The 14,903-nt window shown below is 60.8% G+C and carries 12 protein-coding genes and 1 tRNA gene; 5 read left to right on the plus strand and 8 right to left on the minus strand.

Annotated elements, in window-relative coordinates; translation table 11 throughout:
• Window positions 1–353: 353 nt before the first annotated feature.
• The 3 genes from BN3659_RS03810 (at window position 354) to uvrB (ending at window position 5,294) form a co-directional block, all read left to right on the plus strand.
• The gene (locus BN3659_RS03810; RefSeq protein ID WP_091534760.1) at window positions 354–1,598 is read left to right on the plus strand and encodes a M16 family metallopeptidase; all 1,245 of its coding nucleotides are present in this window, start codon (window positions 354–356) and stop codon (window positions 1,596–1,598) included.
• Window positions 1,595–2,860 carry a M16 family metallopeptidase gene (locus tag BN3659_RS03815; protein WP_091534704.1) on the plus strand — a complete coding sequence of 422 codons (1,266 nt, stop codon included), beginning with the start codon at window positions 1,595–1,597 and terminating at the stop codon, window positions 2,858–2,860. The genes BN3659_RS03810 and BN3659_RS03815 overlap by 4 nt, the downstream gene beginning before the upstream one ends.
• 385 nt (window positions 2,861–3,245) lie before the next feature.
• Window positions 3,246–5,294, plus strand: a complete 2,049-nt coding sequence (gene uvrB, locus BN3659_RS03820) for an excinuclease ABC subunit UvrB (RefSeq protein WP_091534706.1) — start codon at window positions 3,246–3,248, stop codon at window positions 5,292–5,294.
• A gap of 894 nt (window positions 5,295–6,188) precedes the next feature.
• Here uvrB and BN3659_RS03830 read toward each other — a convergent pair.
• The 6 genes from BN3659_RS03830 to BN3659_RS03855 all read right to left on the minus strand — a co-directional run bounded on the left by BN3659_RS03830 (window position 6,189) and on the right by BN3659_RS03855 (window position 11,527).
• Entirely contained in the window at window positions 6,189–6,674 is a 486-nt protein-coding gene (locus BN3659_RS03830; RefSeq protein WP_091534708.1) for a GtrA family protein, read from the minus strand.
• Window positions 6,674–7,879 (minus strand): hypothetical protein, encoded by a 1,206-nt coding sequence (locus BN3659_RS03835; protein WP_141682483.1) that lies wholly within the window; start codon window positions 7,877–7,879, stop codon window positions 6,674–6,676. The genes BN3659_RS03830 and BN3659_RS03835 overlap by 1 nt, the downstream gene beginning before the upstream one ends.
• Entirely contained in the window at window positions 7,876–8,775 is a 900-nt protein-coding gene (gene lgt, locus BN3659_RS03840; protein WP_091534762.1) for a prolipoprotein diacylglyceryl transferase, read from the minus strand. Before lgt ends, BN3659_RS03835 begins: the two co-directional genes overlap by 4 nt.
• 509 nt (window positions 8,776–9,284) lie before the next feature.
• On the minus strand, window positions 9,285–10,349 hold the full coding sequence (locus tag BN3659_RS03845; protein ID WP_091534710.1) for a sensor histidine kinase: 1,065 nt from the start codon (window positions 10,347–10,349) through the stop codon (window positions 9,285–9,287).
• Between the two features lie 7 nt (window positions 10,350–10,356).
• Window positions 10,357–10,950, minus strand: a complete 594-nt coding sequence (locus BN3659_RS03850; protein WP_091534712.1) for a riboflavin synthase — start codon at window positions 10,948–10,950, stop codon at window positions 10,357–10,359.
• A 4-nt stretch (window positions 10,951–10,954) separates the two neighbouring features.
• Window positions 10,955–11,527 (minus strand): S24/S26 family peptidase, encoded by a 573-nt coding sequence (locus tag BN3659_RS03855; protein WP_224757804.1) that lies wholly within the window; start codon window positions 11,525–11,527, stop codon window positions 10,955–10,957.
• Between the two features lie 88 nt (window positions 11,528–11,615).
• Here BN3659_RS03855 and BN3659_RS03860 point away from each other — a divergent pair.
• Window positions 11,616–11,687: transfer RNA gene (locus BN3659_RS03860), tRNA-Arg, on the plus strand.
• A 212-nt stretch (window positions 11,688–11,899) separates the two neighbouring features.
• Here BN3659_RS03860 and BN3659_RS12795 read toward each other — a convergent pair.
• On the minus strand, window positions 11,900–12,757 hold the full coding sequence (locus tag BN3659_RS12795) for a hypothetical protein (RefSeq protein WP_141682484.1): 858 nt from the start codon (window positions 12,755–12,757) through the stop codon (window positions 11,900–11,902).
• 491 nt (window positions 12,758–13,248) lie between these two features.
• Window positions 13,249–13,803, minus strand: a complete 555-nt coding sequence (locus tag BN3659_RS03870) for an RNA polymerase sigma factor (RefSeq protein WP_091534716.1) — start codon at window positions 13,801–13,803, stop codon at window positions 13,249–13,251.
• 167 nt (window positions 13,804–13,970) lie between these two features.
• Here BN3659_RS03870 and BN3659_RS03875 point away from each other — a divergent pair, with 167 nt between their 5' ends.
• Window positions 13,971–14,681, plus strand: coding sequence for a NigD1/NigD2 family lipoprotein (locus tag BN3659_RS03875; protein ID WP_091534718.1), 711 nt, complete (start codon window positions 13,971–13,973; stop codon window positions 14,679–14,681).
• Window positions 14,682–14,903 lie beyond the last annotated feature (222 nt).

Below are 14,903 nucleotides of genomic sequence, written 5' to 3' on the forward strand. Positions count from 1 at the left end.
CTCCGCAGCCCCGCCCGCGGAGGCTGCGCTTCTTTGCGACCGCCCCGCCCCGGCACTGCCGCACGGAACCCGCATGGCGCGCAATTCGCCGAAAACGTCCGCTTCGGGAGGGGCCGCTTCGGCACAGCCCGCACCGCGGCGGCTCTGCGCACGGCCTATCGGAAACGGCCTCCCGACATACGTTTTGCGCGGAATTTGCAGGCGGAGGATTCGAAAACGGCGGCGGAACCTCCGCACACGACATGCAGCGGCGGATGTTTTCCCCGCCTTCGGCTCCGCCTCAGGAGCTCGCACCCGACAAAATGCAAATGAATTTGCTTTTGCCCCCGACTTATTCGTACCTTTGTCCCGCAATGATTACCTACGAACGACATCAGCTCGCCAACGGCCTCACGGTCGTGGCCAACCGCGACCGCACCTCGCAGCTCGCGGCGGTGAACCTGCTCTACAAGGTCGGAGCCCGCAACGAGAATCCCGAACGCACGGGCTTCGCCCACCTTTTCGAACACCTCATGTTCCGCGGCACGCGGCGCATCCCCGACTTCGACCGCCCCGTGCAGATGGCCTGCGGCGACAACAACGCCTTCACCAACAACGACTACACGGACTACTACATCACCCTGCCGGCCGTCAACGTCGAGACGGCCCTCTGGCTCGAAAGCGACCGTATGACGGGACTCGACATCTCGGCGCGCAAACTCGCGCTCGAAAAACGGGTGGTGGTCGAAGAGTTCCGCCAGCGCTATCTCAACCAACCCTACGGCGACCAGACGATGCTCCTCCGCGCGCTCGCCTACCGCGAACATCCCTACCGCTGGGCCACGATCGGCCTCGCACCCGAACACATCGAGGAGGCCACGCTCGACGACGTGCGGGCCTTCTACCGGCGCTGGTACCGCCCCTCGAACGCCATTCTCTCCCTCTCGGGCGATCTGCCCGAGGAACGGATGTTCGCGCTGGCGGAGAAGTGGTTCGGGGGAATCGAAAATCCGGCGGACACGCCTTCGGCCGCTCCGCTGCCCGCGGAACCCGAGCAACGCGAACCGCGACGCATGGAGGTCGTGCGCGACGTGCCGGCCACGGCGATCTCCATCGCCTTCCACATCGGCGGCCGCACCTCGCGGAGTTTCTTCGCGGGCGATCTGACGAGCGACCTGCTGGCCGGCGGCGACTCGGGGAGGCTCTACCAGACACTCGTGAAGGAGCGGCGGCTCTTCGCTTCGGCGAACGCCTACGTTTCGGGCGACGTCGATCCGGGGCTCTTCGTCTTCACGGGGCATCTGCTTCCCACGACCGCGCCCGAACAGGCCGAAGCCGCCATCTGGGACGAAATCGACCGCCTCAAGAACGATCCCGTGCCTGCGCGCGAAACCGAGAAGGTGAAGAACAAGTTCGAGGCGAACACCCTCTTCGGCGAACTGAACGTGATGAACAAAGCCCTGAACCTCGGGTTTTACGAGATGCTGGGCGACCTCTCGCTCGTCGACCGCGAAGTGGAGCTCTACCGGTCGATCGGCGCGGAAGAGATCATGGAGTTCGCGCGCAGGGTCTTCCGCCCCGAGAACAGCAGTACGTTACTTTACACAGCCAAGCGATGAAACAGCCGCCTTTACAGATTCCCGACACCATCGACCTGCCGGCCGCCGAGCGCGTAGCGCTCCCCAACGGCACGGCGCTCTACCTGCTGCCTGCCGACGAGTTCGAGGTGCTGCGCGTAACGTTCGTCTTCCGCGCGGGCACCGTCCACCAGCGCGTACCCTTCGCCGCATCGGCCACGGCCAACCTGCTCGCCGAGGGCAGCGACCGTCTCACGGCCCGCGAAATCGCCGAGCAGCTGGACTACTACGGCTCCTATTACGACGTCTCGGTCGACCGCGACTTCGTCTACCTGAGTTTCGCCACCCTCTCGCGCTACTTCCGCGAAACGCTCGCGACCGCCGCCGAGATCCTCCTGCATCCCGCCTTCCCCGAACCCGAGCTGCGCACCTACTGCGCCAAGCGGCGGCAGGAACTCGCCATCGAACGCACGAAAGTCGAGACGGAAGCCCGCGAAGCCTTCGCCCGCTGTCTCTTCGGCGCGAACCATCCCTACGGCGTTTCGAGCCCGGCCGAGGCTTACGACACCCTCGCGCGCAGCGACGTCGAAGCCCACTACCGGAGGCTCTACACGGCCGAGAACTGCTTCGTCGTATGCAGCGGCCGCATCGGCGACGCCGAACGCGCGGCCGTAGCCGCACTGGCCGGACGGCTGCCCCGCGGCACACGGGCCGAAGTCCTATTTCCCGCCCCGGAAACGACGCACGAAGCGCGCATCGCGCATGCGGGCGCCGTGCAGTCTTCGATCCGCATCGGACGGCTGCTCTTCCCGCGGCAGCACCCCGATTTCCTCGGCATGCAGGTCGTGGCGGCCGCACTCGGAGGCTACTTCGGCTCGCGCCTGATGCGCACGCTGCGCGAAGAGCACGGCTACACCTACGGCGTCTCGGCCGCCATGGTCAACTTCGAACGCGAAGGGTACTTCGCGCTCGCCACGCAGGTCGGGACCGAAGTTACGGAGGACGCCCTGAAGCTGATCTACGAGCAGATCGAACGGCTCCGCACCGAGCAGATGGAGGAGGCGGAACTCGCGCTGGTGCAAAATATCCTCGCAGGCGAGATGATGCGTATCCTCGACGGTCCGTTCGGGATCGCCGACGCGACGATCGAAAACATCCTCTGCGGTACGGACAACTCGGCGATCGCCGAAAACCTGCGCCGCATCCGGGCCGTCGCCCCCGCCGACGTGCAGCGTCTCGCGGCCCGCTACCTGCGGCGCGAGGATCTGGTAACGGCAGTCGCCGGAGAGCTGTCCGGCAAATAGCGCATGCGCCGCCCGGCCCGGCAGACCGCTCAGCGCCCTACGCCGGGACGGAAAGAAGGGGCTGCGACCGGACCGCACCTCCGGCTTGCGGACAAAGGCGTTCGCGGCGACGGAATGCCGCCCCGACCGCCCCCCCGAACCGGCGCGGCCGGCAGGCAGAGCTCCGAACTCCCCGATAGCTCGGGCAACCGGAGTCGCAAGACGATGTATCGGCCGGATGCGACGGAAGCCGACGAGAGGCTGTTTTCACAAAGCCGGACCTCGCACGTGTACCCCGCACGAACAGTCCGCACCGAGGCATTCCCCTACTCCCGCGGCCCCGACGGCATACTGCCGCGCGGCGTATTTCCGTTCTATATCCGGTAAAAATACCTATCTTTGTAAAATGGATTTCAAACTCGCATCGGATTACGCGCCGATGGGCGACCAGCCCGAAGCCATCGCCCAACTGGTCGGCTCCATCGAACACGGATCGAAACACAATACCCTGCTGGGCGTTACGGGTTCGGGCAAGACCTTCACGGTGGCCAACGTCATCGCGCAGGTGAACCGTCCCACGCTCGTGCTGAGCCACAACAAGACCCTCGCGGCGCAGCTCTACGGAGAGTTCAAGAACTTCTTTCCGGAGAATGCCGTGGAGTACTTCGTCTCCTACTACGACTACTACCAGCCCGAAGCCTACCTCCCCTCCACGGACACCTACATCGAAAAGGATCTTTCGATCAATGCCGAGATCGAAAAGATGCGCCTGAACACCGTCGCCACCCTGCTGTCGGGCCGGCGCGACGTGATCGTCGTATCGAGCGTATCGTGTCTCTACGGCTGCGGCAATCCCGCGGATTTCCACGCCACGGCCATCACGGTGAAGGTCGGGCAGATCGTCAGCTACAAACACTTTCTCTACAAACTGGTCGAGGCTCTCTACACCCGCACGGAACGCGACCTCGAACCCTCGACCTTCCGCGTGAACGGCGACACGATCGACATCATGGCCGCCTTCGGCGAGTTCGGAAGCCAGTGCTTCCGCGTGATGTTCTACGACAACGAGATCGAGGCGATCTGGATCGTCGATCCCGCCACGGGCCAGCGCATCCAGTCGCTCGACACGCTCACGATCTACCCCACCAACCTCTTCGTTACCACGCGCGAACGGATCAACGACGCCGTGCAGCAGATCTATCTCGACCTCGGCCGGCAGGTCGAATGCTTCGAGCGGGAAGGACGGATGCTGGAGGCGCAGCGGCTCAAGCAGCGGGTGGAATACGATCTGGAGATGATCAAGGAGCTGGGCTACTGTTCCGGAATCGAGAACTACTCGCGCTACTTCGACGGACGTCCCGAGGGGTCGCGGCCTTTCTGCCTGATCGACTACTTCCCGAAGGACTACCTGCTCGTCGTGGACGAAAGCCACGTTACGCTGCCGCAGGTGCATGCCATGTACGGCGGCGACCGCGCCCGCAAAGAGAACCTCGTGGAGTACGGATTCCGCCTGCCGGCGGCCAAGGACAACCGCCCGCTGACCTTCGCGGAGTTCGAACAGTTGCAGGGCACCTCGATCTACGTGAGCGCCACGCCTGCGGACTGGGAGCTGATGAAGAGCGAAGGCGTAGTCGTCGAACAGCTGATCCGCCCGACGGGACTGGTCGATCCGCCGCTGGAGGTGCGCGTAACCCTCAACCAGATCGACGATCTGATCGAGGAAATAGACAAGCGGGTGAAGAACGACGACAAGGTGCTCGTAACGACCATCACCAAACGGATGGCCGAAGAGCTGTCGAAATATTTCGACCGCGTGGGTATCCGCAACCGCTACATCCACTCGGACGTGGACACGCTCGAACGCATCCAGATTCTCGAAGACCTCCGCAACGGGCTTTTCGACGTGCTGGTGGGCGTCAACCTCCTGCGCGAGGGGCTCGACCTGCCGGAGGTGGCGCTGGTGGCCATCCTCGATGCCGACAAGGAGGGATTCCTGCGCAACGTGCGTTCGATCACGCAGATCGCAGGCCGTGCGGCCCGCCATTCGCAGGGAAATGTGATTCTCTACGGCGACACCTGCACCGATTCGATGCGCTTCGCCATCGAACAGAGCAACCGCCGGCGCGAGAAACAGGTCCGTTACAACATCGAGCACGAAATGCTGCCGCGCCGTGCGCAGAAAAGCGGCACGGGGCAGAGCACCCTGCTCGCCGGCAAAACGGATACGCCGCAGATCGACATGAACGTCTACGGCACGGAGATCGACCAAGCCTCACTGCCGATAGCGGCCGACGTGCAGAAGGGGTATGCCGCAGGCGGGAACCTCGACGCACTGATCGCCCGGGCTAAAGAGGATATGGAGCGGGCGGCCAAGTCGCTCGACTTCCTCGCGGCGGCCAAATTCCGAGACCGCATGTACGAGCTGCAAAAACTGCGGGACGAGAACGGGAAATAACCGTCTTTGTTTTCCCGTACCTTAATTATATTCGGAGGCACGCAAGATGAATTTCACGTTTTGCAGACTGTTTTCGAAGAGAAAGCCGCCGGCGCCGGCCGAGGGCCGGCAGGTGTTCCGGACGGTTGCCGCCCGCTGCGGCGGACGGCAACGAACTTCCGACATCGCCTCCGCAACGACGAAGAACGAAACGTGAAAAAGGGAAAATACGTCTTTCCGAATCCCCCCTAACCATTGAAGATACCGAACCCGATCGGAAAGCAGGAAGCCGCGGGGACAACCGCCGGGCGAGCCGAAACGGACGGCTTCGCGGATCTGCGAACGAGCGCAGCAACAGGCGCCTGTTGCGGACGGTCCGCTCTTCGCCGAACCGCCTGCCCGCAAAGAGAGAAAAGCGACCGTCTCGGTGTCGGGCCGGCGAGGATCGGACGCTCCGACATTCGGCCGCTTTTCGGGCACCGTCAGGCGGAGCAAAAGCCGCAGCCGCGAAAACGCGGCCTTTATTCCTTCGGGCAGCAAAAGACGGAATCGCAGTCTCGGGGCCCCGCCGAAGAGAACGGACAGCAGGCTCCGGCAGCAAACGGCACGCACGGTTCCCACGAGACGGAATCCGAAGAACGGCGAAGATCGCATACCGTATTCTCATCAAACCGGGCACTCCGGAATTCCGTCCGACCTTCGCCGAGGCGGGAAAGGATCGAATGATTTGCAACCTTCCCGTTAAGCCGAAAACGATCCGGGTTTTGCCCGAAGAGTGCCGAAGCGAGCAAACGACTGCCCCGAAGCGGGCGTTTCCGGCAAACCGGCGCAGAGCAAAACCCTGCTCAAAAGTCGCCTCGCCGAAAAGACGACGGCTGAAAACAGACGCCCGCCGCCCGGAGCAGACGCGGCGCCTCATTCCACGGCGTGGCGGAATGTAAAATATTTAGCCGTGAGATAGCTGTAAATCACCGTAATGACGTTCGTAAGAGCCTTCGACGGCGTCGGCCAGATGCCGCAAAGTTCGACCAGAAGTTTCATGCATCCATAAGTCAGCAGAATCGAACCCACGACCGAAAGTCCGTATCGCCAGAGCTGCGTACCGGCCGCGAGCGGCGAAGTCCGGAACGCGACATGGCGGTTGAGCCAGAATCCCGTGAAAAACGTGATCGGGAAAACCAGAAACAAGGCGGCGATATGGGGCGAGAGAACGATCGGGCCGAGGCTGAAATCGACGCGGTCGAAGACGAAATTGTAAAACAGCGCATACCACACGGCATCGAGCCCCAGCGTCATCAGACCGCACGCCGCATAACGAAAGGTCTGACGCGGCAGCAGAACGGCGACGGGACGGACGTAGAAAAAATCGAGCGCCCGTATTATCGGCTCCGCAAGACGCATCACTTGGCCCGATAAGTCCACAGATCGGGGTAACGGTCCGCATAGGCACGCACGAAGGCGATGCTCTGTTCGGATGTTTCGGACGAGAACATGGAGACCATGTACTTGGGACCGTAAAGGTAGATTCGTCCATGCAGGGCAGGTTCGCGCCGCTCCAGCTCCCGCAGTGCCCGACGGGCGTTTTCCAGCGAACTGTATACCCCTTGCACCACGTAGGTGTGCCCCGAAACGAGCCGGGCGGCCTGCATCGGGTCGGACGAAACGGCTTCGGACGAAGAACGGCCGGTACTCGGACGGCCTGCGGCCGGAACACCGGCGGACGAAGCACCCGCACCGGGGCCCGGGGCACCCGCAGCATGCCGATCCGAATGCGCAGATTTTCCGGACGGCGTCGCACCGGCGAAGGATTCCGACGCACGGACCGCACCGGCGGCATCCGCACCGACGTTTCCTGCAAGGAGGGAACGGTCGGCTCCGGCACCTGCCGAGGCGGCGGAAGCTGCCGCCCCCCCACTCTTCATAGCGCCTCCGCTGCGGGCCCGCTTCTCCGTTCCGGCATCAACGGCGGCGGAAGAGCGGTCTGCCCCACCCGATGCGGATACCGCCGCCAGCCGGTTATCGGCCGACGCCTCGTCTGCCGGTGCGAAACCGGAAGATCCGCCGCCGGTCCTTCTCTCCGAAGAAACGCCGGATATTTCGTCAAGGCCCGCGGAGGAATTCAGACGGTCGTAAAGAATCCAGCCACAGGCGCCCAGACCGCAGAAGATGGCGAAGGCAGCGACGGTCCACAAGAGCCAATGTCCGCGGGCGCCGCGAAGTTTCAGGGGTTCGTGCCCCTGCGGATTGAGCAGTTTGTCGAACGCCGCGTCCATCGTAAAACTCTTCTCCCGCAGGATGCCGACCCCTCCGATCGTAAGCACCTCCTCCGTGCGTACCTGTGCGAGCCAACGCCCGCAAATCTCCGCAGCCCGCCCCTCGTCGCATCCGGCGGCGCGGGCGACGGCCGCCGCAAGCGAGGTGCCGACAGGCTGGGAGGTGAACTCCACCATGCGGCAGGGCGGGACGATTTTGCGGGACGATATTCGACGGGCCCCGTGCCGCACGACGCGGAGCGATCCCGCACCGGGGATGCAGACCGCCCCTTCGGCGATCAGCAGGTTGGCGACGATCTTGTCGACCTCTCGGATCATGGGGCTTGCGTTCATCGTTTCGAATATTTGGTTTTACGTCGTCCGGATACGTTCACGACCTCGGCCGCCTTCCTCTGCGGCGATGCGTTCGCCGCAACGGCAGGGCGTTTCAGCCCCCGCCGGATCATACAGACGCCCAGCACGATAAACGGGATGCTGAGCCACTGCCCCATGTCGAGCAGCATGTCCTTTTCGAAGGCTTCCTGTTCGGTCTTGATGAACTCGATGAAAAAGCGCGTGAGGAAGACGCCGATCAGACCGACGCCGAAGAGAATGCCGGGACGGCGTCGGGCCGTATCCTTTTTATAATAGAGCCAGCAAAGCAGGCCGAAGGTCGCCAGATAGCACAGCGCTTCGTAAATCTGCGTCGGATGCACGGCGGCGGGAGCGAATTCGTAGCGCCATTTGTTCGAACGGACGAACTCGAACCCCCATGGCAGAGCGGTCGCCGTACCGAAAATCTCCGAGTTGAAGAGGTTGCCCAGACGCACCAGCGCACCGCCGATACCGACGGGGATCATAATGCGGTCGAGCGACCAGATATAGGGAAGTTTGTTCTTGCGCGAGAAGAGCCACAGACCGATCAGAAGGCCGATGGCTGCACCGTGGCTGGCCAGACCGCCGTCGCGGAATCCCGTGATGATCGTCCAAGGTTCGCGCAGATAGTCCATCGTGTCGTAGAAGAGACAATGCCCCAACCGGGCGCCGACGATCGTGGCTACGGTGCCGTACCAGAAGATCGAATCGGCGACTTTCGGCGGCAGGCCCTCGCGTTTGCAGAAACGGTCGAAAAAGATGGCGCCGATGAGGATGGCCAGCATCCACATCAGGCCGTAGTAACGGATGTCCAAGCCGAAAATCCGCAGAAAGACGGGATCGAAATCCCACGTTATTGTCAGTAAATGCATCATTCGTACGTGTTTGTCCGCCGACTGCATCCTGCGTCGCGGCACCGGAGGTTAAACATTCTGTTTTCGGGTCCTTTATCGTCTCGGCAACACCCCGAACGAACTCGGACGACACACGGCTCAGCGAAAATGGGTCCGTGTTACGGCTCCTTCGGAGCCGCGCGGTCCGAAGCCCCGCCGCCGGAGGCCCCCTCGGCGCGGACGTGTTCCGCATGTTGCGGTCCGCCCTTTTCGCAGCCGGAAGAGCTCCGAAAAAATCCGCGAAACGTCCGCCTCTCCATCTTCATCCACCTGCGGCATCGACATTGCAAAATCCGATGTCGGCAGCCGACCGCCGCGCCGATGCGGCGGACCGCACGCCGCCCAATGTCGCGCCGCCCTTCTGCCGCAGGCATCGAAGAGCGAACGCCTTCGCTACGGACGGAGAAGAACTCCGAATTCCGTCCGCCCTTTCCCGTCCCGGCAGAGCTCGAACGGGGGTCGGCTCCGCCGGCCGGAGCGGCGGAACGGCTCTATTTCACGTCCTGCAAGTTCACCTTTTTGAGCGTGAACGAGAAGGTGGTACCCGCCCCGACCTCGCTGCGCACGGAGATATGTTCGCCGTGAGCCTCGATGATGTGCTTGACGATGGCCAGCCCGAGACCCGTGCCGCCCTGCTCGCGCGAACGTCCTTTATCCGTTCGATAGAAGCGCTCGAAGATGCGGGGAATATCCTCCTTGCCGATTCCCTGACCGTTGTCCTCCACCTCGACGAGGATCTTATCGAGCATGTCGCGGAACTTGATACGGGTCTGTCCGCCCTCCTTGCCGTAGTGGATCGAATTGATGATCAGATTGACCATCACCTGACCGATGTAGTGTTTGTCGGCGTAGACCCAGAAGGGCGAAGGCAGATTGTCGGCCCCCTTGACGACGATCCGGATCCGTTTGCGGCCCGCCTCCATCTCGGCCTGCTCGGCGATCTCCTTGGTAAGAGCCACGATATCGAATCGCTCCATGTCGAGACGGTTCATATTGCTCTCCAGCTTGGAGATGGTGTCCAGATCGTTGACGATGTTGATGAGGCGGTCGATGCTCTTTTCGGCCCGTTCGAGGTACTGACGGTTGATCAGATCGTCCTCCAATCCGCCGTCCAGCAAGGTCGAAATATAACCCTGAACATTGAATATCGGGGTCTTCAGCTCATGGGCCACGTTGCCCAAATACTGCTTGCGGAAACGCTCCGTCTCCTTCAGGCGGGCGATCTCCTTGTCGTTGGTATCGGCCCACGCCGTCAGTTCGTCGCCGATATTTTCGACATGCTTGTCCTTCAGTTCGTCGAGGATTTCGTCCGTGCGCACATTGCGCGAAAAGACGATCGAGTAGATCGGTTTCAGCTTATAGGCCACATACTTGCGGATGATGAACAGCGCAGCGAACAGTACGACGCAGAATGTGCCGAGCACGATTGCGGCCGCCGCAGCCCAGCGCAGACCGCCCGTCATGTCGCCGAATGTCAAAACGACGACGGCGACGATCGCGGCCGCCAGCAGGGCGATGCGAAGCGACGCACCCTCCTTGGTTTTGATTGCCAACATCGTCCGTCTATTTATAATTTTCCATCAACCGGGCGATGTACTTGCCCACGATGTCGAATTCGAGATTCACGACCGATCCCACACCGATGCGGCGGAAATTGGTGTGCTCGTACGTATAAGGGATGATCGCCACGCGGAAACTGCCCGGCTTCGAGTCGCAGACCGTGAGGCTCACGCCGTTCACGGCTACGGACCCCTTCTCCACGGTGCACAGTCCGCCGCCCTGCGGTTCGTACTCGAAGGTGAAATACCAGCTTCCGCCGGCATCCTCCACGGCGGTGCAGACTGCCGTCTGGTCCACGTGGCCCTGAACGATATGACCGTCGAGCAGCGCATCGGGTTTCATCGAACGTTCGAGATTCACCAGATCGCCCACGGCGAGCGAACCGAGATTGCTGCGGTCGAGCGTCTCTTTCATAGCCGTTACGGTGTAGGTGTCGGCCGCGATGTCCACTACCGTCAAACATACGCCGTTATGTGCTATACTCTGGTCGATCCTGAGCTCGCCGCAGAAGTCCGCCCGGAGCACGAAATCCTTATTTTGGCGGTCGCTGCGGATTTCCACGACCTCCCCCGTTCGTTCCACGATACCCGAAAACATAGGTCTATTGCATTAAAATCAGTTTGCCGACGACCTTGTACACAGCTTCTATATCATTGGCACCGAGCACAATATCATCGAATTTCGTATTGTCGGCCGCCGCCAGACGCCAGCGTTTGCCGTCCGTTGCGGGGAAAACCGTACGCAAAGTTACTATTTTTCGGCTGACAATCACATATTCCGCCCCGGGAATCATCATCTCTTTTTCGGCGGCGGCAAGCAATACGATGGTGCCGGGCGGAAGGGCTTCGCCCATTTCGCTCCCGTCGTAGCGCATGGCGAAATCGCACTGCGAAAGACCCGGAATGATGAAGTTCCATGCCGGCACCAGCCGCTCGCGCAAGAGCATCCCCTGTCCCACTTCGATATTATAATAAGGTATCTGCGCTCCGCGAAGCTCGGTAGATGCGAACATCTGCCCCTCGCCCGTGAGCACCCAGAGTTTGTCGATCTGGGGAAATTTGGCGACGATGCGGTTGGCCACGTCGCGGGAGATGCCGTTGTTGCCGCGCTTGATCTGGTAGAGGTTTTCACCGCGCGGAAGGCCGATGTAACGTGCAAAATAATTGGTAGACATGTTCGCCCACTTTATTATGCTCTCGATTCTTTGCCAATTATCTTGTTTTTCTCGCATATTTCAAAATTTTTTGTATCTTTGTGCCCGAGGTCCCGTAGTTCAATGGATAGAATTTAAGATTCCGGTTCTTACGATGAAGGTTCGAATCCTTCCGGGACTACTCGAATGGGTACACTATTCAACGGTAGTATACCCATATTTTATTTTTCGAATCAGTAGCATTTTCGGCAATTCACCATAGCATTTTTCGCATCCGGAATAGCTCATCCGGACACCTTCGTCGAACAAAAATAGTAACAAATTTTGATTGTACAATAAAAAAAACGGTATATTCGAGCGGCCGAATAGCATATTCGGACACACCGCACCGCATCAATAGTTGAATCGCAAACCGATGCGAAGATCGAGAGCTGCCGCCGAATCGGTATAGGCCGTTCGTAACGAGGTGTGGGTCAGATAACGGGTAACCGAAGGTTCGAAATAGAGGCCGACCGAACGTCCCAGCAGGTATTGCGCGCCCACAACACCCGACAGCGACCACAGCACGCGGCGCTCGGTCATCTTTTCGGCACCGAAGCGTGCGCTGACGCATTTTTCGGCCATGCCGCCCGCCCCGACATACATCGAAAAACGTCCCGCGTGCAGGAACTGCCAGTCGACCCGCAGAGGAACTCCCACCAAATGAAGTTGCTGCCGAATCTCCCGTACCTTACCCGTAACGCCCACATCCGAGCGGAGCAGCGTATAGTTGAGGCCCGTTTCGAGCGAAAGCCCATATCCGAACTCCTTGCGGAAAGTGAGACCGAAGCTGAGCGGCTGCTTGTGTTCGAAAGAATAGCTCTCATATGCATCGCTGATGTGCACCACCTGCTTCTTTTCGACCAGCACAGCGCTGTACGACGGCCCCTCCGGACTCCTTCCGCTTCCCGCACCGGCAATGATTCCGGCGACGAATACCCCGGCCGCCCCTCTGCGTTTACGCACCGCAGGGGCGGCATCCGCAAAAAGACCGTCGTAGTCGTCCGTCCGGTAGCGGGACACGCCGCTCTTTCCGGAAGTTTCACGGTCCGGCGCACCGCCGGAGTGCGCCCCGAAAGGCGCCGGCGAGGGCATCCCGGCCCACTCCACGCTCTGCAATTCCGCAAGCAGTTCACGACCGGCACGGCCCGCATACAAGCCGTCGCTCCTCTTGCGGATGCCGAACGCATCCGCTGCCGTCGTTCCCGGCATCCCGCACGGAGCGGTCTTCGCATCGGGAAATCCGGCGCCTGCCGTCCGGCTGAGGTATTCCCCCGCCGACAGGATGTCTTCCGCATCGTTTCCGCTGCCGGGCGGATGTCCGGCAGCGGCACGAAGACCGGCGGACGCCGCACGATCCCGCGAGGACCGTCCGATATGCGAAGAGGGTCCCGGAACACTTAGCGTTCCGGTTCCCTCTTCAGACCCGCCGGCAGCCGCTCCGGATACCGAAACAACCCCATTATTCATCACATTATGATTCATTCGCAGAACTTGCACTCCGATCGAAACACAAATCAGCACCGAAGCGGCTGCGGCGGCATATCCTATCCATCTTCTTTTCCGGGCCTGCGCCGACAGAGAAAACCGGATATCCGCTTCCCGTTCGAGGCGTCGCCAGCCTCCGGACGGCAACGCCTCCTCCTCCGCTTCGCGCAACGAGTTTCCCACGACCTCCGTCCACTCCGCCTCATCTTTCCGTCTCATGCCCTGTTCTTTTCCAAATACTCCTTTATCTTCGCCGCTAAAGCCGCCTTGGCCCTCGTCAACTGCGACGAAGACGATTTTTCGTTGATACCCAGCATGCGGGCTATTTCCCGATGGGAAAATCCTTCCACGCAAAAAAGGTTGAACACCGTCCTGTACCCTGCGGGAAGTTCGCCGACCATACGCATCAACTCCGCGACAGGCACCTGCACCGCCTCTTCGCCGGACGGTTCGTCGTAATCCGGCAGCGGTCTGCGCTCGTCGAGCGGCGAGAGCCTCATCCGCGCCCGGGAACGCAGGTATTCGACGGAAGTGTTGACCGCAATCCGTTCGAGCCATGCCCGAAGCGACCCCTTGCCTCTGTAAACGAACTTCCCGATCGCACCGTAAGCCTTGATGAACGTATCGTGCAGCAGATCCTCCGCCGCAGCACGGTCGCCCGTATATCGTTTGCAGATCGACAGAAGGCGTCCGGCATAGAGTTCGTAGAGCATCCTCCGGGCCGTATTGTCCCCCTGCCTGCACCTTTCGGCCAGTGTCGGTTCATCCATGCCTGTCGTTCCGTTCATTCAACAAACGGCCGCGATCGTGAAATACTGCATACGGCCGCAGATATTATTTTTCCGTTCCGGTGCAGTAAATCCGCATCCGATACGTTTTTGATAGCGCATAATGAAAATTACCGGAAAGCAAAACGAAACGAATATACGACAAAAAAATGAAAAAACAATACCTGCTGCTGTCGCTTCTCTGCCTCGCTGCTTTCATCCCGGCTTGCGACAAGGACGAAAGCGACTATCCTTCCTATATTTCTTTCGCCACGGTGGCGGTTCCGGCCCAATCCTCCCGGAATTACTATTTCGTTCTGGACGACGGAGCGACGGTCTACCCCTCGGACAAGGATCGGATCATGTACAATGCCAACGGCAAGAACGGCAACCGCGCCGTCATCTACTACAATTTCCTCGCAAGTTCCGTCCCGGGTTTCGATCACAATATCGCACTTTACGACGTTGTGGACATCACCAGCAAAGAGATCGTGATGGCCGACAACGCAGGCTCGCTGCTCACCTTGGGCGACTCTCCCGTCGGCATCGACGAAGCCCGCATCAGCGGCGACTGGCTCGACATCTGCTGCTACTATCCCGCGCAGAACGCCACTTCGTCCGCCGAAAACAGAATTTCGCTCGTCGACAACCGCACCGTCCAGCCGCCCACGGAGATGCCCCAAGGCTACACCTATCTCGAACTGCGCCTCAAAACCAACGGAGAAACCTCTCCGCTCAACATCCGCCGAAGCTGCATTTCCTACCGTCTCGGCGAGTACGGCTCCGCATCGACAGGCGGCAAAGGGCTTTACCTCAAGGTCGTGCCGCCCGACGGGGAGCCGACCTATCTGCAACTCGACTACGACCTCAAGACGGAATAGAAATCCTCAACCGCAGCAAATGCCTCCGGGCCTTTCGGGCAAAGGACACTCGGAACGGGTTTTCGCAGCCGCTTCATACGACCGCCGGATTCGGTCCGACCGGACGGCAACCGGAAATTTCCGAATGAATGCGCCTCAGTCCCGCACCTGATGCGATTTTCGCCCCCATCCCCGGCTGGCGGCGCCTCGGCAAAATACGAGTAAACTTGTTTTGCACTCGGC

This window comes from Alistipes sp. CHKCI003, from assembly GCF_900021155.1.
Classification (GTDB): Bacteria; Bacteroidota; Bacteroidia; order Bacteroidales; family Rikenellaceae; genus Alistipes; species Alistipes excrementavium.